At 59.3% G+C, this 26,292-nt stretch carries 27 protein-coding genes, 3 tRNA genes and 1 pseudogene; 9 read left to right on the forward strand and 22 right to left on the reverse strand.

Annotated features, from left to right (window positions below):
• Positions 1-3: 3 nt before the first annotated feature.
• From CFter6_RS16475 to CFter6_RS16510, 8 genes are all read left to right on the forward strand, one after another.
• On the forward strand, positions 4-327 hold the full coding sequence (locus tag CFter6_RS16475) for an urease subunit beta (RefSeq protein WP_061540850.1): 324 nt from the start codon (positions 4-6) through the stop codon (positions 325-327).
• The gene (ureC, locus tag CFter6_RS16480) at positions 324-2,027 is read left to right on the forward strand and encodes an urease subunit alpha (protein WP_061540851.1); all 1,704 of its coding nucleotides are present in this window, start codon (positions 324-326) and stop codon (positions 2,025-2,027) included. Before CFter6_RS16475 ends, ureC begins: the two co-directional genes overlap by 4 nt.
• Before the next feature lie 21 nt (positions 2,028-2,048).
• Positions 2,049-2,579, forward strand: coding sequence for an urease accessory protein UreE (gene ureE, locus CFter6_RS16485; RefSeq protein ID WP_061540852.1), 531 nt, complete (start codon positions 2,049-2,051; stop codon positions 2,577-2,579).
• Between the two features lie 14 nt (positions 2,580-2,593).
• Positions 2,594-3,274: an urease accessory protein UreF gene (locus tag CFter6_RS16490; RefSeq protein WP_061540853.1), complete on the forward strand. Its 681-nt coding sequence runs from the start codon at positions 2,594-2,596 to the stop codon at positions 3,272-3,274.
• Between the two features lie 35 nt (positions 3,275-3,309).
• On the forward strand, positions 3,310-3,939 hold the full coding sequence (gene ureG / locus CFter6_RS16495; protein WP_061540854.1) for an urease accessory protein UreG: 630 nt from the start codon (positions 3,310-3,312) through the stop codon (positions 3,937-3,939).
• 63 nt (positions 3,940-4,002) lie between these two features.
• Positions 4,003-4,605, forward strand: coding sequence for a HupE/UreJ family protein (locus CFter6_RS16500; RefSeq protein WP_061540855.1), 603 nt, complete (start codon positions 4,003-4,005; stop codon positions 4,603-4,605).
• A 187-nt stretch (positions 4,606-4,792) separates the two neighbouring features.
• Positions 4,793-5,665, forward strand: a complete 873-nt coding sequence (locus CFter6_RS16505; RefSeq protein ID WP_061540856.1) for a pirin family protein — start codon at positions 4,793-4,795, stop codon at positions 5,663-5,665.
• An 88-nt stretch (positions 5,666-5,753) separates the two neighbouring features.
• Positions 5,754-6,317: a TetR/AcrR family transcriptional regulator gene (locus CFter6_RS16510; RefSeq protein WP_061540857.1), complete on the forward strand. Its 564-nt coding sequence runs from the start codon at positions 5,754-5,756 to the stop codon at positions 6,315-6,317.
• 155 nt (positions 6,318-6,472) lie between these two features.
• Here CFter6_RS16510 and CFter6_RS16515 read toward each other — a convergent pair whose 3' ends face one another.
• Complete coding sequence (locus tag CFter6_RS16515) at positions 6,473-7,360, reverse strand: DMT family transporter (RefSeq protein ID WP_061540858.1); 888 nt, start codon at positions 7,358-7,360, stop codon at positions 6,473-6,475.
• A 133-nt stretch (positions 7,361-7,493) separates the two neighbouring features.
• On the opposite strand from CFter6_RS16515, the gene CFter6_RS16520 reads away from it, so the two are divergent.
• Entirely contained in the window at positions 7,494-7,937 is a 444-nt protein-coding gene (locus CFter6_RS16520; protein ID WP_061540859.1) for an Lrp/AsnC family transcriptional regulator, read from the forward strand.
• Between the two features lie 328 nt (positions 7,938-8,265).
• Here CFter6_RS16520 and CFter6_RS16525 read toward each other — a convergent pair.
• From CFter6_RS16525 to fabF, 21 genes and pseudogenes are all read right to left on the reverse strand, one after another.
• Positions 8,266-8,341: transfer RNA gene (locus tag CFter6_RS16525), tRNA-Gly, on the reverse strand.
• A gap of 10 nt (positions 8,342-8,351) precedes the next feature.
• Positions 8,352-8,425, reverse strand: a tRNA-Cys gene (locus CFter6_RS16530).
• 120 nt (positions 8,426-8,545) lie between these two features.
• A tRNA-Gly gene (locus CFter6_RS16535) sits at positions 8,546-8,621 on the reverse strand.
• Positions 8,622-8,748: 127 nt separating this feature from the next.
• Positions 8,749-9,342 carry a CDP-diacylglycerol--glycerol-3-phosphate 3-phosphatidyltransferase gene (gene pgsA, locus CFter6_RS16540; protein ID WP_061540860.1) on the reverse strand — a complete coding sequence of 198 codons (594 nt, stop codon included), beginning with the start codon at positions 9,340-9,342 and terminating at the stop codon, positions 8,749-8,751.
• A 121-nt stretch (positions 9,343-9,463) separates the two neighbouring features.
• Entirely contained in the window at positions 9,464-11,344 is a 1,881-nt protein-coding gene (uvrC, locus tag CFter6_RS16545) for an excinuclease ABC subunit UvrC (RefSeq protein WP_061540861.1), read from the reverse strand.
• 178 nt (positions 11,345-11,522) lie between these two features.
• On the reverse strand, positions 11,523-12,572 hold the full coding sequence (gene nagZ / locus CFter6_RS16550; protein ID WP_061540862.1) for a beta-N-acetylhexosaminidase: 1,050 nt from the start codon (positions 12,570-12,572) through the stop codon (positions 11,523-11,525).
• The gene (acpS, locus tag CFter6_RS16555) at positions 12,569-12,976 is read right to left on the reverse strand and encodes a holo-ACP synthase (RefSeq protein WP_061540863.1); all 408 of its coding nucleotides are present in this window, start codon (positions 12,974-12,976) and stop codon (positions 12,569-12,571) included. Before acpS ends, nagZ begins: the two co-directional genes overlap by 4 nt.
• Before the next feature lie 11 nt (positions 12,977-12,987).
• Positions 12,988-13,746, reverse strand: coding sequence for a pyridoxine 5'-phosphate synthase (gene pdxJ, locus CFter6_RS16560; protein WP_061540864.1), 759 nt, complete (start codon positions 13,744-13,746; stop codon positions 12,988-12,990).
• Between the two features lie 53 nt (positions 13,747-13,799).
• Positions 13,800-14,648 carry a DNA repair protein RecO gene (recO, locus tag CFter6_RS16565; RefSeq protein ID WP_061540865.1) on the reverse strand — a complete coding sequence of 283 codons (849 nt, stop codon included), beginning with the start codon at positions 14,646-14,648 and terminating at the stop codon, positions 13,800-13,802.
• 52 nt (positions 14,649-14,700) lie between these two features.
• Positions 14,701-15,621, reverse strand: coding sequence for a GTPase Era (gene era, locus CFter6_RS16570; protein WP_061540866.1), 921 nt, complete (start codon positions 15,619-15,621; stop codon positions 14,701-14,703).
• On the reverse strand, positions 15,618-16,613 hold the full coding sequence (gene rnc, locus CFter6_RS16575; protein WP_061540867.1) for a ribonuclease III: 996 nt from the start codon (positions 16,611-16,613) through the stop codon (positions 15,618-15,620). Before rnc ends, era begins: the two co-directional genes overlap by 4 nt.
• Positions 16,614-16,675: 62 nt before the next feature.
• Positions 16,676-17,044 carry a DUF4845 domain-containing protein gene (locus tag CFter6_RS16580; RefSeq protein WP_061540868.1) on the reverse strand — a complete coding sequence of 123 codons (369 nt, stop codon included), beginning with the start codon at positions 17,042-17,044 and terminating at the stop codon, positions 16,676-16,678.
• A 28-nt stretch (positions 17,045-17,072) separates the two neighbouring features.
• A complete protein-coding gene (lepB, locus tag CFter6_RS16585) occupies positions 17,073-17,990 on the reverse strand; it encodes a signal peptidase I (protein ID WP_061540869.1) in 918 nt (305 codons plus the stop codon).
• Positions 17,987-19,780 (reverse strand): translation elongation factor 4, encoded by a 1,794-nt coding sequence (lepA, locus tag CFter6_RS16590; RefSeq protein ID WP_061540870.1) that lies wholly within the window; start codon positions 19,778-19,780, stop codon positions 17,987-17,989. The genes lepB and lepA overlap by 4 nt, the downstream gene beginning before the upstream one ends.
• A 389-nt stretch (positions 19,781-20,169) precedes the next feature.
• Entirely contained in the window at positions 20,170-20,448 is a 279-nt protein-coding gene (locus CFter6_RS16595; RefSeq protein WP_061540871.1) for a glutaredoxin family protein, read from the reverse strand.
• Between the two features lie 113 nt (positions 20,449-20,561).
• Positions 20,562-22,075, reverse strand: a pseudogene (locus CFter6_RS16600) (DegQ family serine endoprotease).
• Positions 22,076-22,081: 6 nt separating this feature from the next.
• Positions 22,082-23,098 carry a MucB/RseB C-terminal domain-containing protein gene (locus tag CFter6_RS16605; RefSeq protein WP_061540872.1) on the reverse strand — a complete coding sequence of 339 codons (1,017 nt, stop codon included), beginning with the start codon at positions 23,096-23,098 and terminating at the stop codon, positions 22,082-22,084.
• Position 23,099: 1 nt separating this feature from the next.
• Entirely contained in the window at positions 23,100-23,723 is a 624-nt protein-coding gene (locus CFter6_RS16610; RefSeq protein ID WP_061540873.1) for a sigma-E factor negative regulatory protein, read from the reverse strand.
• Between the two features lie 54 nt (positions 23,724-23,777).
• Positions 23,778-24,380 (reverse strand): RNA polymerase sigma factor RpoE, encoded by a 603-nt coding sequence (rpoE, locus tag CFter6_RS16615; protein WP_014006857.1) that lies wholly within the window; start codon positions 24,378-24,380, stop codon positions 23,778-23,780.
• Positions 24,381-24,492: 112 nt separating this feature from the next.
• Entirely contained in the window at positions 24,493-24,978 is a 486-nt protein-coding gene (locus tag CFter6_RS25715) for a flagellar hook-length control protein (RefSeq protein WP_150118794.1), read from the reverse strand.
• A gap of 68 nt (positions 24,979-25,046) precedes the next feature.
• On the reverse strand, positions 25,047-26,288 hold the full coding sequence (gene fabF, locus CFter6_RS16620; RefSeq protein WP_061540874.1) for a beta-ketoacyl-ACP synthase II: 1,242 nt from the start codon (positions 26,286-26,288) through the stop codon (positions 25,047-25,049).
• Positions 26,289-26,292 lie beyond the last annotated feature (4 nt).

Genomic DNA, 26,292 nt, shown 5'->3' on the forward strand with positions numbered 1-26,292 from the left:
AACATGATTCCAGGAGAAATGCAGATCCAGAGCGGCGACATCGAACTCAATGTCGGCCGCCGCTGCAGCAGCGTCACCGTCGCCAACAGCGGCGACCGGCCGATCCAGATCGGCTCGCATTTTCATTTTTACGAAGTCAACCCGGCCCTGCTGTTCGAGCGCGAGGATGCCTACGGCATGCGGCTCAATATCGCGGCCGGCACCGCCGTACGTTTCGAGCCGGGCCAGAAACGCACGGTGGAACTGGTGGAACTGGCGGGCGACCGCATCGTCTACGGCTTCAACGGCAAGGTCATGGGTGCATTGGCGAAACGAGTAAAATCATGAGCAAGATCTCAAGGCACGCCTACGCCGAAATGTATGGCCCGACCACCGGCGACCGCATCCGCCTGGCCGATACCGAGCTGTTCATCGAAATCGAAAAAGACTACGCCACCTATGGCGAAGAAGTGAAGTTCGGCGGCGGCAAGGTGATCCGCGACGGCATGGGCCAGTCGCAACGTATGCATAGGGACGTGATGGACACCGTGATCACCAACGCCGTGATCATCGACCACTGGGGCATCGTCAAGGCCGACATCGGCATCAAGGGCGGCAAGATCGCCGCCATCGGCAAGGCCGGCAATCCGGATATCCAGCCGGACGTGACCATGGTGATCGGCGGCGCCACCGAAATCATCGCCGGCGAAGGCAAGATCGTCACCGCCGGCGGCATCGATTGCCATATCCATTTCATCTGCCCGCAGCAGATGGAAGAAGCCTTGATGAGCGGCGTCACCACCATGCTCGGCGGCGGCACCGGCCCGGCGGCAGGCACCGCCGCCACTACCTGCACACCCGGCCCGTGGCACCTGCATGCGATGCTGTCGGCGGCCGACGCCTTCCCGATGAACCTTGGGTTCCTCGGCAAGGGCAACATCAGCCTGCCGGGTCCGCTGGAAGAGCAGGTGCGCGCCGGCGCCATCGGCCTCAAGCTGCATGAAGACTGGGGCTCGACCCCGGCCGCCATCGACAACTGCCTGAGCGTGGCAGACCGCATGGACGTGCAGGTCGCAATCCACAGCGACACCTTGAACGAAGGCGGCTTCCTGGAACACACGCTGGCGGCGTTTCAAGACCGCACCATCCACACCTTCCATACCGAAGGCGCCGGCGGCGGCCATGCGCCGGACATCATCGCCGCGGTCGGCAACAGCAATGTGCTGCCCTCTTCCACCAACCCGACCCGGCCGTTTACCGTCAACACGCTGGACGAGCATCTCGACATGCTGATGGTCTGTCATCACCTGGATGCTGCGATTGCCGAAGACGTGGCGTTTGCCGAATCGCGCATCCGGCGCGAGACGATTGCGGCCGAAGATATCCTGCACGACATCGGCGCCATCAGCATGATGTCCTCCGATTCGCAAGCCATGGGCCGGGTCGGCGAAGTCATCCTGCGCACATGGCAGACTGCGCACAAGATGAAGGGCCAGCGCGGCAAGCTGGCCGAGGACAGCGGCAGCCAGGCCGACAATTTCCGCGTCAAGCGCTACATCGCCAAGTACACAATCAATCCCGCCATCACCCACGGCATCGCGCATGTGGTGGGTTCGATCGAGGTCGGCAAGATCGCCGACCTGGTGCTGTGGAAACCTGCTTTCTTCGGCGTCAAACCCTCCACCATCCTGAAGAGCGGCATGATCGCGGCGGCGCAGATGGGCGACCCGAACGCCTCCATCCCGACGCCGCAGCCGGTGCACTACCGGATGATGTTCGGCGCCTACGGCGGCGGCCTCAAGACCTCGCTCACCTTCGTCTCGCAAGCGGCGTACGACGACGGCATAGGCGAACGCCTGAAGCTGAACAAGCCGGTGGTAGCGATCAAGGACGTGCGCCACCTGCGCAAGCACCACATGATCCACAACAGCGCCACGCCGCATATGGAAGTCAATCCGGAAACCTATGAGGTGCGTGCCGACGGCGAGCTGCTGGTGTGCGAGCCGGCCAGCGTATTGCCGATGACGCAGCGCTATTTCTTATTCTGATTTTATTGCGACGAAAACAAGATGTTAATCCTCAACACAAAAGTAGAACATGCCGACTTGATCGACGGCGAACTGGTCCTGCCCTATGAGCTGCGCGAGAAAAGCCGCCTGCGCGCGACCCTGAGCAGCGGCGAAGAAGTAGGCGTATTCACGGTGCGCGGCACCGTATTGCGCCATGGCGACCTGCTCAAGGGCAGCGACGACAGCGGCGCGGAGCGCGTGGTCAAGGTCATGGCGGCCGCGGAAGCGACCTACCGTATCGAGTGCGCCAGTCCGCACGCCCTGCTGCGCTGCGCTTTCCACCTGGGCAACCGGCATACCCAGGCCCACGTCGGCGACGGCTTCCTGCGCATACGCAAGGATGCGGTGCTGAAGGAAATGCTGCAGGGCCTGCAGGCCACGGTCACCGAGGAACTGGCGGCGTTCGAGCCGGAATCGGGAGCCTACGGCGGCGGCCACCACCATCATCACGACGGCCTGCTGGCGCCGGTGCCGTTGCGCCAGAAAATCCACCGGCCCAGCGACAAGCCCAACCAAGAGCCCGGCGCCTAAGCCCGGCAGGCAAGATGAACGCGACCGCGCTGCTCCACCTGCTGCAACTGGCCAGCCCATCGTTGCCGATCGGCGCCTACAGCTATTCGCAGGGACTGGAAACGGCGATCGACAGGGGCTGGGTCAAGGATCCGGAATCCGCGCGCGACTGGATCAGCAACAACCTGCGGCAAGTGGTGGCGCTATTCGAGGCGCCCGTCTTGTGGCGCCTGCTGCAAGCGTTCGAAGGCCGCGACGGCGCCGCGGTTGCACTGTGGACTGAACGCTTCATCGCAGCGCGCGACACGGCGGAATTCCGCGCTGAAACCATACAGATGGGATATTCGCTGGGCAAGCTGGCGATCGAATTGCAGGTAGGCGACGCCAGCCTGCTGGCGATCCTGCAGGCGCAGCCGGAACTGCCGCTGCCGACCGCCTACGCCTACGCCGCGGTGGCGCTGCAGGTGCCGCATGAGGCGGCGCTGCTGGGCATGCTGTTTTCCTGGGCGGAAAACCAGGTGCTGGTATGCGTCAAGTCGGTCCCGCTGGGCCAGGTTGCGGGCCAGCGCCTGTTGCTGTCTTTGCAGGCGGAACTGCAGCTGGCCGCACGGCATGCGCAAGAACTGGCCGACCATGAACTGTCCAACTGGGCGCCGGGCCTGTCATTGCTGTCGATGCAGCATGAAGAACAATACAGCCGTCTCTACCGCTCCTGAAACCAAACATTCAATATTTTTAAGCGAATCTCAAAATGACCACTTCCTCAATATCCAATCCACTGCGCGTCGGCATCGGCGGCCCGGTCGGCTCCGGCAAGACCGCCCTGTGCGAAATGCTGTGCAAAGGCATGCGCGACCGTTACGACATGGCGGTCATCACCAACGACATCTACACCAAGGAAGACATGGAGATCCTGCTGCGCGCCGATGCCTTGCCGGCGGAGCGCCTGATGGGCGTGGAAACCGGCGGCTGCCCGCACACCGCGATACGCGAAGATGCTTCGATCAACCTGGAAGCGATTTCGCGCATGAGCGCCGACTTCCCCAATCTCGACCTGATCCTGCTGGAGTCCGGTGGCGACAACCTGGCAGCCACCTTCAGCCCTGAGCTGTCCGATCTGACCATCTACGTGATCGATGTCGCCGGCGGAGAAAAAATACCGCGCAAGGGCGGCCCCGGCATCACTCGCTCCGACCTGCTGATCATCAACAAGACCGACCTCGCCCCCTACGTCGGCGCCAACCTGGATGTGATGGCGCACGATGCCAAAAAGATGCGCGGCGAACGGCCGTTCATTTTCACCAACCTGCGCAGCGGCGACGGCGTTGAGCAAGTGATCGCTTTTATCCGCCAGCAAGGTTTGCTTGATCAACCTAAGTGAGCAGCCTAAATGAGCACTCAAATGAATTCTTCAAATAAACAGCCATTTTCAAGGAGCCCTGCCATGTCCCATCCCTCCGCCAGTACTTATGGCCGCCTCAGCGCGCTGGCTTTTGCCGCCCTCAGCGTCGCCCCGGCCTTCGCTCATCCCGGCCATCCCGATGCGTTCGGCTTCAACAACGGTTTTGCCCATCCATTCTCCGGCATCGACCATTTGCTGGCGATGCTGGCGGTCGGCTTGTGGGCAGCGCAAAACAAGCGCTCCGCGCTATGGGTGTTGCCGCTGGCGTTTCCGCTGATGATGGTGGTCGGCGCGCTACTGGCGTTCGCCGGCTTGCAGATGCCCGGGGTTGAAACCGGCATCGCGGCATCGGTCGCCGTGCTGGGCCTGCTGATCGCTTTCGCCATCCGCATGCCGCTCTGGGCCAGCGCCAGCGTTGTCTCCGTCTTTGCGCTGTTCCACGGTTATGCGCACGGCAGCGAGTTGCCGCACGGCGCCTCGGCGCTTTGGTATGGCGTCGGTTTTGTGGCAGCGACGGCGCTGCTGCATCTGCTCGGCCTGGCGATCGGCCTGGTCGCCGGGCAAAAAATGGCGACGCAGGCAGTGCGGCTGGGCGGCGTGGCGATTGCGGCGGTAGGCGGCTATTTGCTGTCCGGCGCATTCTAGAAAAACAAGCATCTACTGAGCAGCCGCGGCTTGCGGCTGCTCAAACAAAAAGCCAGGTTCTTCCGCAGTTTTGCTGCGGAGACCTGGCTCTTTTTTTGTACGGTTCCCGATCCATTCAAATATGCTAATGTCTCTTAGCGTGACAAATCATTGCACTCCTTTTTTGCTCATCTGGACTGGACATAACATGACTACCTCGATTGCATACCGGATACCCGGCCGCGCCCGCGATCTCGGCGAACTGGTGGTGCGCCGCGTACTGCCCGCCGGCCGCCACCAAAGCGTGGGGCCTTTCCTGTTTTTCGACCACATGGGGCCGGTCGACTTCCCCAGCGGCAAGGGCATCGATGTCCGCCCGCATCCGCACATCGGCCTGGCGACGGTCACCTATCTGTTCGAAGGCGCGATCCGCCACCATGACAGCCTGGGCAACGACCAGGAAATCATTCCCGGCGACGTCAACTGGATGACGGCCGGGCGCGGCATCGTCCACGCCGAACGCACGCCCGCGGCGCAGCGCGCCAATGGCTGGCGCTTGCACGGCATCCAGACCTGGGTGGCGCTGCCGCTGGCCGACGAACAAGGGCCGCCGGCTTTCGTCCACCATCCGGCCGCCAGCCTGCCCTTGGTCCAGGGCGACGGTTACCGGCTGCGCATCATCGCCGGCCGCGCTTTTGGCCGGCAGGCGCCGGTCAAAGTCCTGGCGCCGACCTTGTATGTCGCCGCCGAAATGCAGGCCGGCGCGCAGTTCACGCTGGAGCCGGAATATCCGCAGCAAGCCGTGTATGTCGCCAGCGGCAGCGTGACCATCGATGGCGAAGTGCTGGGAATGGGTGAGCTGGCCGTGCTGGAACCGGATCGGGCGGTCAATATCGCTGCCAGCGAAACGGCCCAGGTCATGCTGCTGGGCGGCGCTCCTATTGACGGGCCGCGCACCATCTGGTGGAATTTTGTCGCCAGCGATCCGCAACTGATCGAGGCCGCCAAAGACAACTGGCGCGAACAACGCTTCGATCCGGTGCCGGGCGACGATGAACGAATCCCCCTGCCGGAAGCATAAGCATAGATTTCAAGTTCCATTTCCAGACCTTGCAAAAGTCAACAGCCGATGACAAAATATGTGGTGTAGTCCACACAAGGAAAAATTGGTGAAATCACCCACGAGAAATGCAGGCGAAACCCGCGAGCGCATCCTGGCGGCGGCACGCATATGGTTTTCGCGCGACAACTACCAGAACGTCGGCATCCGCGACATTGCAGCCGACGCCGGCGTCGATGCGGCGCTGGTGAACCGCTATTTCGGGAGCAAGGAAAAGCTGTTTGCGAAAGTGCTGGAAGGCGGCTTCCTGCTGGAAGAACATCTGACGGGAGATCTCTGCGATTTTGGCGCATACATGGTGGCGCGGATCATGGCCGATGCCGAACCGCAGCCGGACCGGGAGTTCGATGCCTTGCGCGTGCTGTTGCGCGCAGCCGGCAGCCAGCTGACCGCACCCATCGTCGCCGAACGCTTCCATGCCGAATTCGTGCAGCCGCTGGCGGCACGGCTGCGTGGACCTGATGCGGAGTTGCGGGCGGCGCTGGCGGCGTCCTACATCATCGGCCTGGCCACCATGCGCCATGCCCTGCTCTCGCCTTTTCTCCCGCACACCAGCCTGGACCAGGTTGCCGCCCGGACCGGCAGCGCGATCCAGGCCTGCATCGATTCATAAGCGCAACCTGCTCAGAATTCAAGGACGGCTTTGCCCCGGCCGCGCCCGGAGTACGCATAGTCGATTGCCTACTGTATTCGAGCCAGCGCCATGTCAACAGCAGGCTGCGCGCGCCCTGACTTAAGGGCCTCGTTGAAATACCGCGGCGACGGCGGTCACTGCATTTGCACCTTCGGTTTCCACAGCGACCAGCCGAGGTTCATGCCGGCCGCCGCGATCAGGATAGCGGCGGCGCCGGCCAGCTGGCTCAGCTGCAGCCGGTGGCCGAAGGCCAGGAAATCCACCGCGATCGCCACGATGGGATAGATGAAAGACAGCGATCCGGTCAGGTAGGTCGGCAATTTCTGGATCGCGCCATACAGCAGGATATACATCAGCCCGGTATGCACCACGCCGACCGTCACCAGAATGCTCCATGTGCCGATATCGGAAGGCAGCGCCGACAAGCGCGCAAAAGGCGCCAGCATCAGCATGCCGACACAGACCTGGACCAGGGCGATCAGGTGCGGCGGCGTGCCGGCCAGTTTCTTGGTGATGATGGCGGCCACCGCATAGAAAAAAGCCGCGCCCAGGGCCATCAGTATCCCCGCCAGATAATTGCTGCCGCCATCGGCGGCGCCCGGCTGCGCCAGCACGATCAGCAGCATGCCGCCGAAGGCGATCGCGAGCCAGGTCAGCTTGTTGAGGGTCAGCCGCTCGGAAAAGAACACTGCGCCCAGGCCTACCAGCATGAACGGCTGGGTGTTGTAGACCGCGGTGGAGATCGAGATCGAAGCGTGCGAATAAGAAATGAACAGCAACAGCCAGTTGATGACGATGGCGACCCCGCCCAGCGCGGCCAGGGCCAGCAGGCGCAAGGTGATGGCGCCGCGCAGTAAACCCATGGCGGCGCAGACCAGCAGCAAGGTCGCCGCGCCGAATACGCAGCGCCAGAACACCACGTCCAGCACCGGCTGCCCGGACACCACGACGAACCAGCCTATGGTTCCCGAAATAATCATGGCGGCGGTCATTTCAACCGTGCCGCTTACCTTCTTGTTCATATAAAGCCCCAAAAAGTCGTCAGAGCCTGATAATCTCACTTTATAACTGCGTTTTCCATGCCCAATAAAAGGAAATATACTGTCAATACCTTAATATATTAGGCAATATCGCCGATATCCGGAGAAATCTAAAATGCTGAACAATGTCGACCAGCGCATCCTCGAAACCCTGCTCAAAGATGCCCGCATTTCGCTGAAAGAACTAGGCCAGCAGGTCGGCCTGTCCTCGCCCAGCGTGTCGGAACGGTTGCACCGGCTCGAGGAACGCGGCGTCATCCGCGGCTTCACGGTAGATATCGATCCGCAGGCGCTGGGCTACCAGATGCAAGCCATCGTGCGCATCCGCCCTTTGCCTGGCAAGCTGCAGATCGTGCAGAAGCTGATCGAAGACACGCCCGAATTCTGCGAATGCGACAAGGTGACCGGAGAGGATTGTTATATCGCGCGCCTGTTCGTGCGTTCCATCGCCGAGCTGGACCAGATCATCGACCGCATCGCCGACAAGGCCGAGACCAATACCGCGATCGTCAAGGCGCAGCCGATCAAGCGGCGGCCGCCGCCGTTCAGGGCCGAATAGATAAAACGTCGAGGGAGCAGATAGCAAAACGACCCGGCCGCAGCTGCGAACGAGTCGTTGGATGAATACTGGCGCATGAATGCAGGGAAGCATCCGGCGACGGCAGTTTACCGATAAAGGAGAAGACTCCCGGAACCCAGTCCTATCTGGAAAGTGGCCCCGGCGAAAGATGAATCTACTCTTGTATCGGCACCTTGCGGAGAACGACGGCAAGACTCCGGAAAAACCATGCGCGCAGGAATTCTGCGAGGCAAATCAGGAGAAAATCAAGGCAGGATTTTTTACTGAAACGACAAGGAAGACATGTTCATCTTCCTTGCCTGGAATATGGAGCGGGAGAAGAGTCTCGAACTCTCGACCTCAACCTTGGCAAGGTTGCGCTCTACCAACTGAGCTACTCCCGCGTATGGAGTCTGGAGGCGGGGGTCGGGATCGAACCGGCGTAAACGGCTTTGCAGGCCGCTGCATAACCACTTTGCTACCCCGCCAGGGGTGTGCCTACTGCAAAATCAGAGCATATTGGCTGGATGGAGATCAACCAGGCAATACGATCAGCTACTGATTTTACATAAAAAAAGGAAGCTTTTTCCAGCTTCCTTTTTTGAATCTGGAGCGGGAGAAGAGTCTCGAACTCTCGACCTCAACCTTGGCAAGGTTGCGCTCTACCAACTGAGCTACTCCCGCATTTGTTTCTTTTTCTGTATCAACTACAGAGACGACATTATAGTTGTTCTACAGAGATTGTCAATGATTTCGAAAAATTTTCGTCACACATTTTCAAAACACCGTTTCACAACACCAACATTTTACTTCACTGCTTGTTGTTTTCTTTTGCTGCGGTAGTTTCCTTGATCAGCGGCCAGGCTTTACGCAAATAATAAAACATGGACCACACCGTCAACACCGCTGCAATCACCAGCAGCACCTGTCCCCAGAAACGGGTATCGATGCCAAGCAGGTCGCCATAATACAACAACATCGGGATTGCGACCATCTGTGCCGTGGTTTTAATTTTACCGATCGAACTGACGGCCACCGATTTCGATGCGCCGATTTGCGCCATCCATTCGCGCAAGGCGCTGATCGCAATCTCGCGGCCGATGATCACAAACGCGATGATGGGATCGACCCGCCCCAGGTGCACCAGCACCAGCAAGGCGCCGGCGACCATCAGCTTGTCCGCGACCGGGTCGAGGAAAGCGCCGAAAGCCGAAGTCTGGTTCCAGCGCCGCGCCAGGAAACCATCGAACCAGTCGGTCACGGCGGCCACGATGAAAATGATGGTCGACGCCAGGCCCAGCTGCAGCGTCGAAAAACCGAGGTCGGGAAGATAGAAAACGCCGACCACCAACGGGATCAAGGCAACACGTAACCAGGTCAGTAAAATCGGAATATTGAATGGCATAAAAATTATTATAGATAAGTAAGGAGCCAACTGTTCGTACTTTAATTATCTAGGAGTATGCCGTAGTTGGGAAACAAAACCTGCAAAAGCAACAAGCAATGCAACACAGTGCCAACGGGTCCTAGTGAAGTTGCTTGTAGATTTCCTCCGCCAGCAGTCGTGATATGCCTTCGACCGAGGCGATATCCTCGATGCTGGCGTCCGCCACGCCACGCAGGCCGCCGAAGCGCGCCAGCAGTTTCTGGCGGCGTTTGGCGCCGATTCCCTCGATCTCTTCCAGCCGCGAACTCTGGCGCGCCTTGGCCCGCTTGGCGCGCATGCCGGTGATGGCGAAACGGTGCGCCTCGTCGCGGATCTGCGCGATCAGCATCAGGGCTGCCGATTCCTTGCCCAGCTCGCGTGCGGCGCGGCCGTCGGCGAAGATCAGCGTTTCCAGCCCGACCTTGCGCCCTTCGCCTTTGGCCACGCCGACGATCAAGCCGATATCCAGCCCCAGTTCCGACAACACCTGGCGCGCCATTTCAACCTGCCCCTTGCCGCCGTCGATCAGGACGATGTCGGGCATGAGGTTGGACGTAATGCCGTCGCCGTTAGCCACTTTCTCGTAGCGCCGCATCAATACCTGGCGCATCGCCGCGTAGTCGTCGCCAGGCGTGATGTCCTTGATGTTGTAGCGCCGGTATTCGCCGTTTTGCATGGCGTGATGATGGAACACCACGCAAGACGCCTGGGTCGCCTCGCCCGAGGTATGGCTGATGTCGAAACATTCGGCACGCAAGCTGTCGATGTCCTCGATTTCAAGGCCGAGCACTTCCACCAGCGCGCGCGTCCTCGACTGTTGCGAGCCCTGCTCCGAGAGCAATCTGGCGAGCGAAATCTCGGCGCCCTTGTGCGCCATCTCCAGCCATTGCCGGCGCTGCCCCTGCGGCTGGAACAGCAGGTTGATGCGATGGCCGCATTGCTCCATCAGCGCCACCATCAGGGCCGGCTCGTCGAATTCGATATTCAGGATCAGGGTGCCGGGAATGAAAGTATCGATGTAATGCTGCGCCATGAAGGCTTTGAGCACGGCGACTTCGATGGTTTCGCCCGCCGCTTCTTCCGGGCTCGACAGCACGCCGTCGACATGGCTTGGAAAATACGCGCGGTCGCCCAGGTGGCGGCCGCCGCGCACCATCGCCAGGTTGACGCAGGCGCGTCCGCCCTGGACGATGACGGCGACAATATCGATATCGCTGTCGCCCACGGTTTCCATGCTTTGCTGATGCAATACGCGCGACAGCGCGGTGATCTGGTTGCGCACCGCCGCTGCCTGCTCGAACTTCAGCTCGGCGGCATAGGCGTGCATCTTTTTATCCAGCGTCGACAATACTTCGGTCTGGCGTCCGCGCAGGAACTTGGCGGCGTTGTCGACATCGGTCAGGTAATCCTCATGGCTGACCAGGTTGACGCAGGGCGCACTGCAACGCTGGATCTGATGCAGCAGGCAGGGCCGGGTACGGTTGGCAAAGACGCTGTCTTCACAGGTACGCAGCAAGAACACTTTCTGCAGTATCTGCATCGATTCCTTGACTGCCCAGGCATTCGGAAACGGTCCGAAATACTGGTTCTTTTTATCCACCGCGCCGCGGTAATACGCCATGCGCGGATATTCCTGGCCGCTGATTTTCAGGTAGGGATAGGATTTGTCGTCGCGGAACAGGATGTTGTAGCGCGGCTGCAAGGACTTGATCAGGTTGCTTTCCAGGATCAAGGCTTCCGCTTCGCTGCGCGTCACCGTCGTCTCCAGCCGAGCGATGCGCTCAACCATCATGGCGGTGCGCGGGCTGGCGAGATTCTTCTGGAAATAGCTTGAGACCCTTTTCTTCAGGTCGCGCGCCTTGCCGACATACAGGATATTGTCGGCTGCATCGAAATAGCGGTACACGCCAGGCAGGTTCGGCAGCTTGGCGACGGTCTCCAGCACCACCGCGCGCGGATCGGGAATTTCAGCTTCAGTCATGATGCTAGTGTAGTGTTTCGCACATAATGGCGCTTAAGAAATGGTGGATTTTTGTGTCAGGCTAGGCGCGAACCGGAGCGATAGCTGGCCTATCGCGAGGATTCGTAACGACGCATGGCGCGAAAAGACGCCGTTTATTAAGTGTCATTATGTGCGAAACACTACACTAAATGATACCTTACAGCAGCGCCTGCACCAGCGACCTGGCGGCCAGATAACGCGCATCGGTCTGCAATGTTTCCCAGTCCATCGCCGCCGTTTGCGGCACCAGGGCCGCCAGGCGGGCACAGGATGTCGCCGACGAGTCGACAGCGTCCAGTCCCGCCAGCAGCTGGTCAGCCTTGTCCGGCGAATTGCAGATCAGGACCACGTCGCAGCCGGCCGCCAACGCCGCCTTGGCGCCGTCCAGCACGCCACCGGCCGAACCGGCCGCCTCCATGCTCAAATCGTCGCTGAAAACCACGCCGTTGAAACCGACCTCTTCGCGCAGAATGGTCAGCCATTTTTTTGAAAAGCCGGCTGAGTGCTTGTCGACCTTGGAATAAATCACATGCGCCGGCATCACCGCCGCCAGGCTCATGCCGAGCCAGTCGTAAGGCTTGATATCCTCTTCCATGATTTGCGCCAGGCTGCGGTCATCGACCGGCAGCGACGAATGGGAGTCGCCATGCACATAACCGTGGCCGGGGAAATGCTTGCCACAGTTAGCCATGCCGGCCAGCGCCAGGCCGTGGTTCAGGCTCTTCGCCAGTAAAGTGACTACGCGCGGATCGCGGTGGAAAGCGCGTTCGCCGATCACGCTGGAATCGCCATAATCAAGATCCAGCACCGGTGTAAACGACAAGTCGACGCCGCAGGCGCGCAGCTCGCTGGCCAGCACGAAACCTAGCGCGGTCGCTGTTTCGACAGCGCCCAGCACGTCGCGGTCCCATTGCTGTCCGAGCAGGCGCATCGCCGGCAGGCGGGTGAAACCGTCGGTCCTGAATCGCTGCACCCGGCCGCCTTCATGATCGACTGCAATCAGTATTCCGGGACGCTCCGCATGGATCGCGGCAGTCAGCGCGGTCAACTGGGCGCGGTCCTGGTAGTTGCGCGTGAACAGGATCACGCCGCCGGTGAGTGGATGCCGGATGCGGCGGATATCGTCTGCACTCAGGCTGGCGCCGACCACGTCCAGCATGACGGGGCCGAGCGCCGCCAGTTTTTCCGCGTGACTCTCACTGCTCATAATTTCTCCACACGATTTTTTTCCACAATGACGAAGGCGACCGCATACTCCACTTCATCGGTAATCGATACCTGGGCGGTCAGCCCCCTGCTTTGCATGTATTCTTCCAGCGCCGGGTTGACCACGACGACAGGTTTGCCGCTGGGGGCGTTCAAGGTTTGCATGGCGCGCCAGGTCATCGGCATCTTCATGCCCAGCCCGAGCGCCTTGGAAAACGCTTCCTTGGCGGCAAAACGGGTCGCCAGGAAACGGATGCCGCGCGCCTCTACCTTGGCTTTGCGCTGCAGGTATTTTTCCATTTCCTGGGGACCCAGGATTTTTTCGGCGAAACGATCGCCATTGCGCTGCAGCGCCGCGGCTATGCGCGGAATCTGAATGATGTCGGTGCCGATGCCATAAATCATCACAAGCCTTTCTATTTCCCCAGGCGTGCTTTCACCATCAGGGCTTTCATTTCGCTGACGGCGTTTTTCCAGCCGACGAACACGGCATGCGCCACGATGGCGTGGCCGATATTCAGCTCGGCGATATCGGGAATGGCGGCAATGGCCTGGGTATTGGTGTAATGCAGGCCATGGCCGGCATTGACCTTGAGGCCGCGCTTGACGCCTTCCTGCACCGCGATCTGCACCCGCTCCAGCTCGCTGCGCTGTGCGGCCTCGTCATGCGCTTCGGCGTAACGTCCGGTATGCAATTCAATTACCGGCGCGCCGATTTCCGCCGCGGCCTGGATCTGGTCGGCTTCCGGATCGATGAACAGACTGACGCGTATGCCTTCCGCCTGCAGTTGCCGCACTGCTGCCTGCACCTGGCTAAAATACTTGACGACATCGAGGCCGCCTTCGGTGGTCAGTTCATGCCGGCGCTCCGGCACCAGGCAAGAATCCTCCGGCTTGATCTTGCAGGAAAAATCGATCATTTCCTGTGTCACCGCCGCTTCCAGGTTCATCCGCGTGCGCAGTTGCGGCCGGATGATTTCGACGTCGGCATCCTTGATGTGGCGCCGGTCCTCGCGCAAATGCAAGGTGATCACGTCGGCGCCCGCCTCTTCCGCCTGCAATGCCGCTTGCAGCGGATCGGGGTAAGTGGTGCCGCGCGCATTGCGCAAGGTGGCGACGTGGTCAATGTTGACGCCAAGGTCGATCACGGCGGAGGTAGGATTGAGATAGCTCATCGTATGCTCAGGTAATGGGATTGGATTTATCGGCGGCAGTCATCTGTACTGTTTTACAGCTGCATCAGGTCGATCAGGATCTGCCGCGTGTTCAATGGCGCGCCGCCCAGGTGATGGGCCAGCAGGAAGCGCATCAGGACCTTGCTCTGGGCCTGGGTGACGACATCGCTGTAGTCTTCCCTTTCCATATCGAGCAAGGTCTTGCCGCTGACGCGCGGCCAAGAGTCGGCCGCGCGCGCAATGCGCGGACCGCGTTCGGGATCGACCACATAATTTTCGACCGGATCGACCGGTTGGCGGCTGCTGGTGCAGCGGGTGAAATCGCCGGCGACCCCGGTCTGCTTGAGCAGCGCCCGTTCAAACTGACGCAGGACGATAGGTGCCGGTTCCTGGTGCGCCAGCTGGTTCAGCGTGGTGACGTAGTGATCGAACAGTACAGCGTGCGGATCGTCGCGCGCCACCAGCTTGACCAGCAGTTCATTCAGGTAGAAACCACACAGCAAAGCCGACTTTTCCAGCGGCAGCAAGCCGCCTACCCATTCGGCGGCGATCAGGGTGCGGATTTCGGATTTGCCGCTCCAGCTGAGCGAGAGCGGCTGAAAGGTTTGCAAGACGCCGCGCAATTTCGACAAGGGGCGCTTGGCGCCCTTGGCGACCAGCGCGATACGGCCGTAATCGCGGCTGAAGACATCGATGATCAGGCTGGTTTCGCGGTGCGGGTAGCTATGCAGCACAAAACCGGGCTGGCCGGTGACGCGGGTATCGAGCGGCCGGGCCCGGCGTTTTGGCGGACCGGAAGCTACAGCGTCGCCGATGACGGCAATCAGCTGCTCCTCCGCCGCGCTGGACGGCATGGCTGCATCTGTTTCTGCGGCGGGATCGTCAGCGATGATGGCGCTCATGCTCAGTGGTGTGTGGATGTGGGCGGCAAGCTGCGAGCTGCAGGCTGCGGGCTTATTCGTAGCCGTAGGCGCGCAATCCGGCTTCATTGTCGGCCCAGCCGGATTTCACCTTGACCCAGATTTCCAGGTAGACCGGGCCGCCGAACAGGCGCTCCATGTCGAGCCGGGCCTGGGTGGAAATATCCTTGAGGCGGGCGCCCTTCTGCCCGATCACCATCGATTTGTGGGTGTCGCGCTCGACCAGGATCGCTGCAAACACGCGGCGCAGGTTACCTTCCAGCTCGAACTTCTCGATCAGGACGGTGCTGGTATAAGGCAGTTCATCGCCGACAAAACGGAATACTTTCTCACGCACGATCTCGGCGGCCAGGAATTTCTCGCTGCGGTCGGTGATGTCGTCTTCGCCGAACATCGGCGGATTGGCTGGCAGGTGCTTGCGGATTTCGCCTTGCAGGTTATCCAGCTGGAAGCGCAGCTTGGCCGATACCGGCACCACCGCGGCGAAATCGCGCATGGCGGCGATTTTCTGTGCGAACGGCAGCAGCACGGCCTTGTCCTTGACCCGGTCCGACTTGTTGATGACCAGGATGCAAGGCACGTTGGCCGGCAGCAAAGCCATCACCTGCTGGTCCGCCGGGCCGAACGTGCCGGCTTCGATGATGTACAGGATGACGTCGGCTGCCGTCAGCGTCGTGGTTACGGTGCGGTTCAGCGTCTTGTTCAACGCATTCGAATGGCGCGTCTGGAAGCCTGGCGTATCGACATACACGAACTGCGTGTCGGCCACGGTCTGGATACCGGTAATCCGGTGGCGCGTAGTCTGCGCCTTACGCGACGTAATGCTGACCTTGGCGCCGATCAGCTCGTTCATCAAGGTCGACTTGCCTACGTTGGGGCGACCGACAATAGCTATGTAGCCGCAACGGAAATCGGTTGCAGCATCAGTCGATGCCTGGGGTGTAGAGTCTGTCATGCGGTTTTCGATTTACTCGTAGTATGGGGTGCTGCATTGGATGGAGCTGCCGGGGCAGCGGCGACGGCTTCCGTCGCCTGACTGACTGCCTTGGATGGAGCGGCGACTTCGGTGCTGCCGTTGGCGGCAGGCACGTGTGCCTTGGCAGGTGCCTTGGCTGCCGCCACCTCGACCAGGGTTTTATCCTTGGCTGGGGCAGCTGATTTGACTGCATCATCCGGCGCGGCTGCAGGCGCGTCCGGCTGAATCGTCGCGATCCCGCTCAATTTCAATTGCGCGGTGCGCGGCTTGGCTTTGCGCGGCGCGGCCGGCGCTTTCACAAATGCTTTTTGCACGGCCTCCAGCGCCAGCTTGGCGGCGGCCTGCTCGCCGGCGCGGCGGCTGCCGCCGTTGCCGAAGACCTGGATATCCAGCTTCGGCACCAGGCATTCGATTTCGAATTCCTGGTTGTGCGCAGCGCCGTGCGTGGCCACCACGTTGTATTGTGGCAGGGCGATCTTTTTCCCTTGCAGGTACTCCTGCAGCAGGGTCTTGGCGTCCTTGCCGAGGGTCTTCGGATCGACCGTATCCAGGATCGGAATGTACAAGGCGCGGATCACATCGCGCGCGGCATCAAAACCGGCGTCCAGGAAAATCGCGCCGAACAGCGCTTCCAGCGTATCGGCCAGGATCGAAGGCCGGCGGAAGCCGCCGGATTTCAATTCGCCCTCGCCCAGGCGCAGGAATTGCGACAATTCCAGCCTTTGTGCGATTTCATACAGCGATTGCTGCTTGACCAGGTTGGCGCGCACCCGCGACAGGTCGCCCTCGTCTATCTTGGTGTAACGGTCAAACAATAATGAAGCGACGACGCAGTTCAGGATCGAATCGCCGAGGAATTCCAACCGTTCGTTATGCAAAGTGCTATGGCTGCGATGCGTCAAGGCCTGCTGCAATAACGTAGCATCCTTGAAAGTGTGGCCTAGCCGATTCTGCAATAACATGAGGTCCATTTTTCCGTCGACGTTTACGGTTGTCGTCCGCTGTAAGTCTTCAACGCTTCGTTCAACACCGGTCAAGACTTGGCGGTGCTGCCCGCGTAATCGATCAACAAGCTGACAGGCCCGACCAGCGGGATTTTTTTCTGGTACGCGAAGCTGATCTGGATATCGTCGCCATTCTTGGTGATTTCCAGGTCCTTGCCTGAAATCGCGTCGATATAACCAACCTCGGCCTGCTTGTTGAACGCGTTCTGGATTTCCTGCACCGTAGTGCCGGCCGTCCTGGCGCTGGCTATCGCTTTCTTGATCGAAAAATATTCGATCGTGGTCGGCGTCACCTTGGCAATCAGCACGCCGATACAGCCGAGCACCGCCAATATGACGATCAGGCCGAATAATGTGATGCCCTGCTGCTTCCGTGTAGATCCGGAAATTCTTGTCATCCCTGACTCCGCAATGGTTTTAAATGGTTTATTTAAAGAAAGTGCCGATACGCTTGAAATTACCCAGGTTCATCCAGACCAAAAATGCTTTTCCAACAATATTCTCATCCGGTACAAATCCCCAGTACCGGCTGTCTTCGCTGTTATCCCGATTATCCCCCATCATGAAATAATTTCCAGCAGGAACGGTACAGGTAAAACCTTCGGGGTTATAGGAACAGGCGTCCTTGTTAGGGAAATCCATCACACCTTCCAGCGAAATCGGCGGCCGGCCGCTGCGCACTGCGATCGTATGTTGCACGTTTGACAGGTTTTCCGTGAATTGCTGGGAGTAATCCAGGGTGTCTTCATTCAGGTAATCCGGCAGCGGCGCATAAGAAACAGCTTGACCGTTAATCGTTAAGCGCTTGTTTTGGTAAGTTATTTTATCACCGGGCACCCCAACCACGCGCTTGATGTAATCGAGCGACATATCCTTGGGATATTTGAAGACCATGACGTCGCCGCGCTGCGGGTTATTCACTTCGATCACTTTTTTATTCAGGATCGGCAAGCGGATACCGTAGGTAAACTTGTTGACCAGGATCAGGTCGCCCACCAGCAGGGTCGGCACCATCGAACTGGACGGGATCTTGAACGGTTCGTACAGGAACGAGCGCAGGAAGAACACCATGGCGATCACCGGGAAAAAGCTGCCGGAATATTCGACCCAGGTCGGCTGGCGCAGCAGGTTCGCTTCCAGCGCCGCGCGGCCGCTGTTCTCCAGCTTGATGCCGTCGGCGCTCAGCTTGGCGTTGCGGGCGTCGAACTCGGCCAGGGCGGCGTCGGCCTTGGCGCGCCGCTGCCTGCTCAGGTAGAAGCGGTCAAAAAACCAGATGATGCCGGTGACAACGGTCAGGACAAACAGGATTAATGCGAAATTTCCTAAAATTGATTGCAATGTCATTTTTCATCCACTTGTAAGATTGCCAGGAATGCTTCTTGCGGGATCTCGACGGAACCCACTTGCTTCATCCGTTTTTTACCGGCCTTCTGCTTTTCCAGCAATTTGCGCTTGCGGCTGATATCGCCGCCGTAACATTTCGCCAGCACGTTCTTGCGCAGGGCCTTGACGTTCTCGCGCGAAATGATGTTGGCGCCGATCGCCGCCTGGATGGCAACGTCGAACATCTGGCGCGGAATCAGCTCACGCATCTTGGCGGCGACGGCACGGCCACGGTACTGGCTGTTGGCGCGGTGCACGATGATGGCCAGCGCATCGACTTTTTCGCTGTTGATCAGCATGTCGACCTTGACCACGTCGGCCGAACGGTATTCCTTGAATTCGTAATCCATCGAGGCATAACCGCGCGAGGTCGATTTCAGGCGGTCGAAGAAATCGAGCACCACCTCCGCCATCGGGATTTCATAGGTCAGCTTGACCTGCTTGCCGTGGTAGCTCATGTCGACCTGCTGCCCGCGCTTCTGGGTGCAGAGCGTGATGACCGAGCCGACATACTCTTGCGGCATGTACAGGTTGACGGTGACGATAGGCTCGCGCACCTCTTCGATATTCGACGGGTCCGGCATCTTCGACGGATTGTCCACCAGCATGATGGTGCCGTCGCGCTTGACCACTTCGTAGATCACGGTGGGCGCAGTGGTGATCAGGTCCATGTCGAACTCGCGCTCGAGACGTTCCTGGACGATTTCCATGTGCAGCAAACCGAGGAAGCCGCAGCGGAAGCCGAAGCCCAGCGCCTGCGACACTTCAGGTTCGTACTGCAGGGCAGCATCGTTCAGCTTGAGTTTTTCCAGCGAGTCGCGCAGCGCATCGTACTGGTTAGCCTCGACCGGGAACAGGCCGGCGAACACCTGCGGCTGCACTTCCTTAAAACCAGGCAAAGCCGCGGCTGCGGGCTTGGCAGCCAGGGTGACGGTATCGCCCACCTTGGCGGCCTTCAGTTCTTTGATGCCGGCGATGATGAAACCCACCTGGCCGGCGGACAGCGATTCGCGGGCCTGCGATTTAGGGGTGAACACGCCGACGCTTTCGGTCAGATGCTGGGAGCCGGTGGCCATCAGCAGAATCTTGTCCTTCGGACGCAAAGTGCCGTTCTTGATACGCACCAGCATCACGACGCCGACATAGTTGTCGAACCAGGAATCGACAATCAATGCCTGCAAAGGGGCATCCGGATCGCCTTTCGGCGGCGGCACCTTGACGATCAGCGATTCCAGCACTTCGCGCACGCCGAGGCCGGTCTTGGCCGAGCAATGCACGGCATCGTGGGCGTCGATCCCGATCACGTCTTCGATTTCGGCAATCGCATTGTCCGGATCGGCGGAAGGCAGGTCGATCTTGTTCAGTACCGGCACCACTTCCACGCCCAGATCAAGCGCGGTATAGCAGTTGGCCACGGTCTGGGCTTCCACCCCTTGCGAGGCGTCGACCACCAGCAGCGCGCCTTCGCAGGCCGACAGCGAACGGCTGACTTCGTAGCTGAAGTCGACGTGGCCCGGGGTGTCGATCAGGTTCAGGTTGTAGATCTGGCCATCCAGCGCCTTGTAGGACAGCGCCGCGGTCTGGGCCTTGATCGTGATGCCGCGCTCGCGCTCGATATCCATGGAGTCGAGCACCTGGGCTCCCATTTCACGATCAGACAAGCCGCCGCAAGATTGGATGATGCGGTCCGCCAGGGTGGATTTACCGTGGTCGATGTGGGCGATGATGGAGAAATTACGGATGTTGTTCATTGACAGACGCGATTACAAAAAAAGCGCTCTGAGCCGGGCCCGGTACAGTGTTCCGCAATTCGCGAAACCTTGCACCTGTGTCCCAGGCGAGCGCCTTTTATGACAGGTTATTCAGTGCCGCCATTTTACCGGATTTCAGAGGGGAAAACCGACAAATCAAAGGCCTGAAGATATTGCAACCAGTTTAACAAGGAAAGCGTTTTATCAACATACTCCTACAAGTATCTTAAAAGCACCTTAAAACAAGGGCTGCAAGAGTCTCTTTTCATGCTTGACGGCAGGAGTATGCGGGAAATTGTTTCTTTTTAACAAATAATAATTGCTATATCATCATGTACTCCAATGCCTAAGGCGCGGCAGTTCAGCCACCCTCATCTAGGCGGCCCCACCTAGGCGGCCCCACCCAAAAAACCTCTTACAGCATCGACATCGAGAAAATAATGGCAAAGCTGCACGGCCGGCTGGCCGTCCCTGACCCCGGCAAGCACAGGGACCAGCTCATCGTACCTGGCCACCAGTTCCGGATCCGCATCGACATCGATCAATTCGACCGTAAACCAGCCCGGGGCGCTTTCATCGGACGCCTGCAAAGCCAGCAGCGCCTGCAACATGTCTTCGCAGAGATGGCAGTAGGAACGGTTATACAGAATGAAATGGGGCTTTGACATGAATACTCCAGGACCTGGCAAATACGGCAATTCCATGGCGGCCGCGGGCCGGTAAAAACAAAAAGCTGCAGGCCTCTACGGCCTGCAGCTTCGGACTATGACGCTCAGCGCAATCAGTTGCTAGGACGCAGCGGCACGAATTGCGACGACTCACCGCGACGCACCAGCAGCACCGCCATTTTCTTCGGCTCCAGCTTGGCGACCAGGGCGTTGAACTGCTTGGCATCCTTGATATCGGTATTGTTCAGGCGCTGCACCACGTCGCCGGCGCGCAGGCCGACCCGCGCCGCACTACCCTCGGCGGTCTCGATCAGCACACCGCCGTCCACGCCCAGTTCTTTCCGCTTGGCTTCGCTCAGGTCGCTCACCGTCAGGCCCAGTGCATTGGCAACCTGTTCCTTCTTCGGCTTGGCGTCATCGTCGGCGGCGACCTTGTCGGCCGCCAGTTCGGTGATCGTGATCGGGAAATCGCGGCTGCTGCCCTTGCGCCAGACACTGATGGTGCCGCGCGCACCCGGCTTGGTGTTACCGACCAGACGCGGCAAATCGTTGGCCTTGTCAATCGCCACGCCGTTGAACTTCAAGATGATGTCGCCGGCTTGCAGGCCAGCCTTGGCCGCCGGTCCGTCAGCTTCGACCCTGGCCACCAGCGCGCCTTCTGCCTTGGGCAAGCCCAGCGATTCGGCGACGTCCTTGGTCACTTCGCCAATCTGCACGCCGATGCGGCCGCGCGTCACCTTGCCCGATGCTTTCAGCTGGTCAGATACACGCATGGCTTCGTCGATCGGCACCGCAAACGAAATTCCCATGAAACCGCCGGAGCGGCTGTAGATCTGCGAGTTGATGCCGACTACTTCGCCGCGCATATTGATCAGTGGACCGCCGGAATTGCCGGGGTTGACCGCGACGTCGGTCTGGATCAGCGGCAGGTAGTCGCCGGTGTCGCGCGCCTTCGCCGAAATGATGCCGGCGGTCACGGTGTTTTCCAGGCCGAACGGCGAACCGATCGCCAGCACCCATTCGCCGGCCTTGATCTTGTCGGAATCGCCCATCGTCAGGCGCGGCAGGTTGGCGCCGTCGATTTTCAGCAAGGCGACGTCGCTGCGGGTATCGGCGCCGATCACCTTGGCTTTGAATTCGCGCTTGTCGGTCAGCGTCACATACACTTCACTGGCGCCGTCGATCACGTGGGCATTGGTCATGACATAACCGTCGGCCGAAATCACGAAACCGGAACCGACACCGCGCGGCACTTCTTCCTGCTGCTTGGGATCAGCCTTGCGGCCGCGCTGGCCAGGAATCTGGGGCGCGGCATGTTGGGAATCGGGACGCCGAAAAAGCGCCGGAAGAAATCCTGCATTTCGTCGTCGCTGGGGTCGCCGGAATCACCCTGGCCGGCGCCGCCTTTGACTTTTTCGGTGGTGCGGATATTGACTACCGCGGGGCCGGTCTTGTCGACGATGTCGGTGAAGTCCGGCAGTCCGGATACCGGCGCGGCGATCGCCTGGGGGCCGATGCCCATCACGGCGGGAACAAAAAAAGTGGCTGCAACAGGTGCAATACCAACGACAGCGACAACCATTGCAGATAAAACGGAACGAAGCGGAACAGCCATTTTCGTAGTCATAGGGTTTTATTTGTTTTTGAGTTCAATCGAATTCGCCACCTGCCTCATCGCCGCAGGCGGCACATCGCCCACTATCGTCAGCCAATAATCGCCTTGCCGCTTGCCGACGATATTCAATGCTCCCTGCTGCAAGGATCCTTCAGTACGGCTCTGGCTGCCTGGCTCGATAAAGATCGAAATCGCCACCAGCCCGTCAGAAAAAATCAGCTGCGACACCTCGCGCCGCATTGCCGCCGCGCCGACAGCGCCCTTGGCCGGCGGCGCATCGGCCACCATGCGCTTGAGTTCGCGTACTTTCTTGAAACCGGGAGGCATGCCGGTAACCGTCCATTCGTTCAGGTTGGCCGGGTTGATCAGGTTGTTTTCCGTGTGCCAGGAGCTGGTGTTGCCAAAGCTCGGCTTCAGGTGGCTGCGATCGATATTGCCTATGTTGATCTGGGTAAAAGAAATCTGCTCGACGATCTCATTCTTGCCGTTCAGCGTTTGCGCTCGCAACAGCAGGCCGGAAATTTTTTCCGCCCACAGCTTGTAGCCATAGCGCATATTGTCTTTAGGCTCCAGCAGCACGGCCTGGCAATCGAAACCGGCAACCCGCCCGGTCTCGCCCAATTTGACATTGTAATATTCGGTCAGGTCAGCCGGCAACGCCGCCAGGATGGCCGGAAAACCGTCTTGCGTGACCCGTTTCTCGACGATCTTGGTGCGGGTCTCCGGCATATAGCCGGTGACATCCTCGTTACGCCGGATATATTCGCGCGGCTGGCCGTCGAGAATTTCCAGCTTTTCTACTTCATTCCGGCCTTCCAGCACATGCGTGATACGCGAGGTGCGTATCTGGTTCGCCTGCTGGTAGATGAAAGTACCTGAATAATTCAGCTTTTGCGCCGCCGACTGGATTTTTTTCAACAGCGCCTGCGCCTCCTGCTTGTCAGCCGCATTTGCGGCATCGGTGCTTTCCGCATGCGCGGAAAGCACCATGACCAGCGACAGAACGACTCCCAGCAAGACCCGCGTCTGCCGCATGTTAGTTATTAGCATCAGGGGCAAATGTGGCCGGCCGTGCGTATTGCGCAGCGCTATAAAGGGAAGGAGAAAAACGTTGATGCGCCGTCAGATATTCATCCATCCGCGAATCCCGCAGCACTACTCCGGAATGCGTGACGACATGATCGTCGCTGACCGCGGAGGCGGATGCCAGGGCCAGTTGCGGCGCTGCCGACTGACCGCCGACGCCGACCACAGCCGTCTGCGGCGTGATGATGAACGCCGCAGCCGCTACTGCCGCTGCCGCCATGCCCGGCAGGGCAAAGCGCTTGATCGAACGCCGGACGCCTATTCCACCGGCGTGTACGGGCTGGCCGCCACCGACAGCAATCTGTTCCGATGATTGTGCAGTGACGGCCAAGGGCGCGGCAATGATTGCCGGCTCAGCCTCCAGCCGCGCCGCCATGCGGGCGGAAAAATCCGCACTCATGGTCAACGCCATATCGTCCGAACGCATGATGTCGCCTATCTGGTGATAGACGTCCCACGTGTCGCGGCCATCCGCTTGACGCAAAGCCGCCAGTGCCATATCCACATAGGCGTTGGACAATTCCCCGTCAGCCAAGGCAGAGATCTGCTCTTGGGTTATATCTTTGGTATTCATAAGTCACCTTAAAACCTGGCCAACCCCTTCGTTCCCGAAAAACCGCTATCTTTTTTACCAACGTTTGTCGATGGCCGTATCCAGCAATGGCCTCAACTTATCTGCGATAGCTTCCCGTGCTCTAAATATCCGACTGCGTACCGTTCCTATCGGACATCCCATTGCTTCAGCAATTTCGTCATAACTCAATCCCTCAATCTCGCGCAAGGTAATCGCCGTACGCAGTTCTGCCGGCAACGCCTCCATCGCAGTATTCACGGTTTGTGCTATCTGCTTGGTGGCCAGCAAGGATTCTGGAGTGTTTATATCCCTTAGTTGCTCGCCATCGTCAAAAGTTTCTGCTTCCTCTGAATTTGCCTCGGTTGAGGTGGGCGCCCTGCGCCCTTGCGTCACCAGATAGTTCTTGGCGGTATTAATGCCAATTCGATACAACCAGGTATAAAAGGCCGAGTCGCCCCTAAACTGAGGCAGCGCCCGGTAAGCCTTGATAAAGGCTTCCTGCACAACATCCTCGGCTTCTGCCTGGTCGCGCACCAGCCGCGAAACAAGACGCATCAGCTTGCGTTGGTATTTAATAACCAAGAGCTCGAACGCCTTCTTATCGCCACGCTGTACACGCTCGACAAGCAGTTGATCAATTTCGCGTTCTGTCGTCAATCCCCATTCCCTTGTTTTGTTGCGGCTTGCATACGGGCGCGGAAATAGATAGTAAGCAATAACAAAAGTTCAATAACATGCTTATTCATTATCCAATCCAGAGAGTCCCGCCTTATTTGCCCGCGTTCGGCCGTGATTGCGATGCAATCCAGCGACATGCCACGGATAAATTTCTGAAAGTATCGTGAGACACACAATCAGGCAGTATAGCGATTGTTCGGACCGAGCCACTATCCAATCGAAGGCGCAGCAGCAGTAAATGTGACCAGAGAGTAGTGCCTTCAAGCAACTTCGCTGGCGATGGTATCTGTTTTGCAGTGGGCATGGCCTGCGCGATTGCCATATCGGCAATCCTGATGCAGCCGCTTCCGGAAATATCGATGTGAACTGCACGCCTGCCACGATAGTAGCGCGTTATTCCGTAAATAGCCGCTGCCAAACACAGCAAGGCCAGAGCAAGGCGCTCGGGTAACGCCAGATCGCCGACGCCGCCGGCGGCAATCAGGACGCCTGTCGATGCAGCCAGCAGGCATTGCAGGCTAACCAGCGCTGACAATACCCTGGAGGGCTGGATCACGGTTGACAGGGAGATCGACATCGTGACGAACTTAAAACGAATTTCGAACCGGCATCCGCGGAAGCCGGTTCGAAGCCTGCAGCAAAAGTCTAGATTTTGCCAAAAACCAGGGTGCCATTCGTGCCGCCAAAGCCGAATGAGTTTTTGACCGCGATGTCTATTTTCATGTCCCGCGCAGTATTGGCGCAGTAATCAAGATCGCATTCAGGATCCTGGTTGAAAATATTGGTGGTCGGCGGCGAGATCTGATTGTGCAAAGCCAGCACGGTAAACACCGACTCCAGGCCACCGGCGCCGCCCAGCAAATGGCCGGTCATCGACTTGGTCGAATTGACCACCAGTTTGTAAGCGTGGTCGCCGAAAGCCGCCTTGATCGCTTCCGTTTCGTTCTTGTCGCCCAGAGGGGTCGACGTACCGTGCGCATTCAGGTACTGCACCTGGTCAGGGTTGATGCCGGCATCGCGCAAGGCATTGCCTACGCAGCGACGCGGACCGTCCAGGCTTGGCGCAGTCATGTGGTAAGCATCGCCGCTCATGCCGAAGCCTAGCAGTTCCGCGTAAATCTTGGCGCCACGCGCCTTGGCGTGTTCGTATTCTTCGAGCACCAGCACGCCGGCGCCCTCGCCCAATACAAAACCGTCGCGGTCCTTGTCCCACGGACGCGAGGCGGTAGCGGGATCGTCATTACGCGCCGACAAGGCACGCGCCGACGCAAAACCGCCAACCCCCAGCGGCGATACGCTGGATTCCGCACCGCCGGCGATCATCACGTCGGCATCGCCGTACTGGATCATGCGGCCGGCTGCACCGATACAATGCAAGCCCGTGGTGCAGGCAGTCACGATCGCCAGATTCGGTCCTTTCAGACCGTATTTGATCGACAGGTTGCCGGAAATCATGTTGATGATCGATGCCGGGATGAAGAACGGACTGATCCGGCGCGGGCCGCGAGCAGTCAGTTCGGCATGCGTTTCTTCGATCAACGGCAAGCCGCCAATGCCGGAGCCGATGATGACGCCTATCCGCTCAGCATTAGTTTCAGTTACTTCCAGGCCACTGTCTTGCATCGCCTGCATCCCCGCCGCCATGCCATAGTGGATAAAAGTATCCATATGCCGTGCTTCTTTGGCGGGAATGTAATCTTCGATATTGAAGCCCTTCACTTCTCCCGCAAAACGCGTGGAAAAAGCGGTGGCGTCAAACTTAGTGATGGCTGCGATCCCTGATTTGCCTGAGATAATCGCACTCCACGCATCGGCAATCGTATTGCCGACCGGTGAAATGCAACCCAGGCCAGTGATCACAACGCGACGTTCACGTGTGCGGCTCAAGCGG

Source organism: Collimonas fungivorans (assembly GCF_001584145.1).
GTDB classification, from domain to species: domain Bacteria; phylum Pseudomonadota; class Gammaproteobacteria; order Burkholderiales; family Burkholderiaceae_D; genus Collimonas; species Collimonas fungivorans.

Bases quoted from the DNA above. Each gene is read 5' to 3' on its own strand.
- acpS (WP_061540863.1), bottom strand. From the start codon at position 12,976: ATGATTTATGGCATCGGCACCGACATCATTCAGATTCCGCGCATAGCC.
- CFter6_RS16475 (WP_061540850.1), top strand. From the start codon at position 4: ATGATTCCAGGAGAAATGCAGATCCAGAGCGGCGACATCGAACTCAAT.
- pgsA (WP_061540860.1), bottom strand. From the start codon at position 9,342: ATGCCATTCAATATTCCGATTTTACTGACCTGGTTACGTGTTGCCTTG.
- pdxJ (WP_061540864.1), bottom strand. From the start codon at position 13,746: ATGAGCTATCTCAATCCTACCTCCGCCGTGATCGACCTTGGCGTCAAC.
- rnc (WP_061540867.1), bottom strand. From the start codon at position 16,613: ATGGACCTCATGTTATTGCAGAATCGGCTAGGCCACACTTTCAAGGAT.
- lepA (WP_061540870.1), bottom strand. From the start codon at position 19,780: ATGAACAACATCCGTAATTTCTCCATCATCGCCCACATCGACCACGGT.
- ureG (WP_061540854.1), top strand. From the start codon at position 3,310: ATGACCACTTCCTCAATATCCAATCCACTGCGCGTCGGCATCGGCGGC.
- CFter6_RS16500 (WP_061540855.1), top strand. From the start codon at position 4,003: ATGTCCCATCCCTCCGCCAGTACTTATGGCCGCCTCAGCGCGCTGGCT.
- era (WP_061540866.1), bottom strand. From the start codon at position 15,621: ATGACAGACTCTACACCCCAGGCATCGACTGATGCTGCAACCGATTTC.
- CFter6_RS16605 (WP_061540872.1), bottom strand. From the start codon at position 23,098: ATGCGGCAGACGCGGGTCTTGCTGGGAGTCGTTCTGTCGCTGGTCATG.
- recO (WP_061540865.1), bottom strand. From the start codon at position 14,648: ATGAGCGCCATCATCGCTGACGATCCCGCCGCAGAAACAGATGCAGCC.
- nagZ (WP_061540862.1), bottom strand. From the start codon at position 12,572: ATGAGCAGTGAGAGTCACGCGGAAAAACTGGCGGCGCTCGGCCCCGTC.
- lepB (WP_061540869.1), bottom strand. From the start codon at position 17,990: ATGACATTGCAATCAATTTTAGGAAATTTCGCATTAATCCTGTTTGTC.
- CFter6_RS16490 (WP_061540853.1), top strand. From the start codon at position 2,594: ATGAACGCGACCGCGCTGCTCCACCTGCTGCAACTGGCCAGCCCATCG.
- uvrC (WP_061540861.1), bottom strand. From the start codon at position 11,344: ATGACTGAAGCTGAAATTCCCGATCCGCGCGCGGTGGTGCTGGAGACC.
- CFter6_RS16520 (WP_061540859.1), top strand. From the start codon at position 7,494: ATGCTGAACAATGTCGACCAGCGCATCCTCGAAACCCTGCTCAAAGAT.
- CFter6_RS16505 (WP_061540856.1), top strand. From the start codon at position 4,793: ATGACTACCTCGATTGCATACCGGATACCCGGCCGCGCCCGCGATCTC.
- CFter6_RS16515 (WP_061540858.1), bottom strand. From the start codon at position 7,360: ATGAACAAGAAGGTAAGCGGCACGGTTGAAATGACCGCCGCCATGATT.
- ureE (WP_061540852.1), top strand. From the start codon at position 2,049: ATGTTAATCCTCAACACAAAAGTAGAACATGCCGACTTGATCGACGGC.
- CFter6_RS16595 (WP_061540871.1), bottom strand. From the start codon at position 20,448: ATGTCAAAGCCCCATTTCATTCTGTATAACCGTTCCTACTGCCATCTC.
- CFter6_RS16580 (WP_061540868.1), bottom strand. From the start codon at position 17,044: ATGACAAGAATTTCCGGATCTACACGGAAGCAGCAGGGCATCACATTA.
- ureC (WP_061540851.1), top strand. From the start codon at position 324: ATGAGCAAGATCTCAAGGCACGCCTACGCCGAAATGTATGGCCCGACC.
- CFter6_RS25715 (WP_150118794.1), bottom strand. From the start codon at position 24,978: ATGTCGATCTCCCTGTCAACCGTGATCCAGCCCTCCAGGGTATTGTCA.
- CFter6_RS16610 (WP_061540873.1), bottom strand. From the start codon at position 23,723: ATGAATACCAAAGATATAACCCAAGAGCAGATCTCTGCCTTGGCTGAC.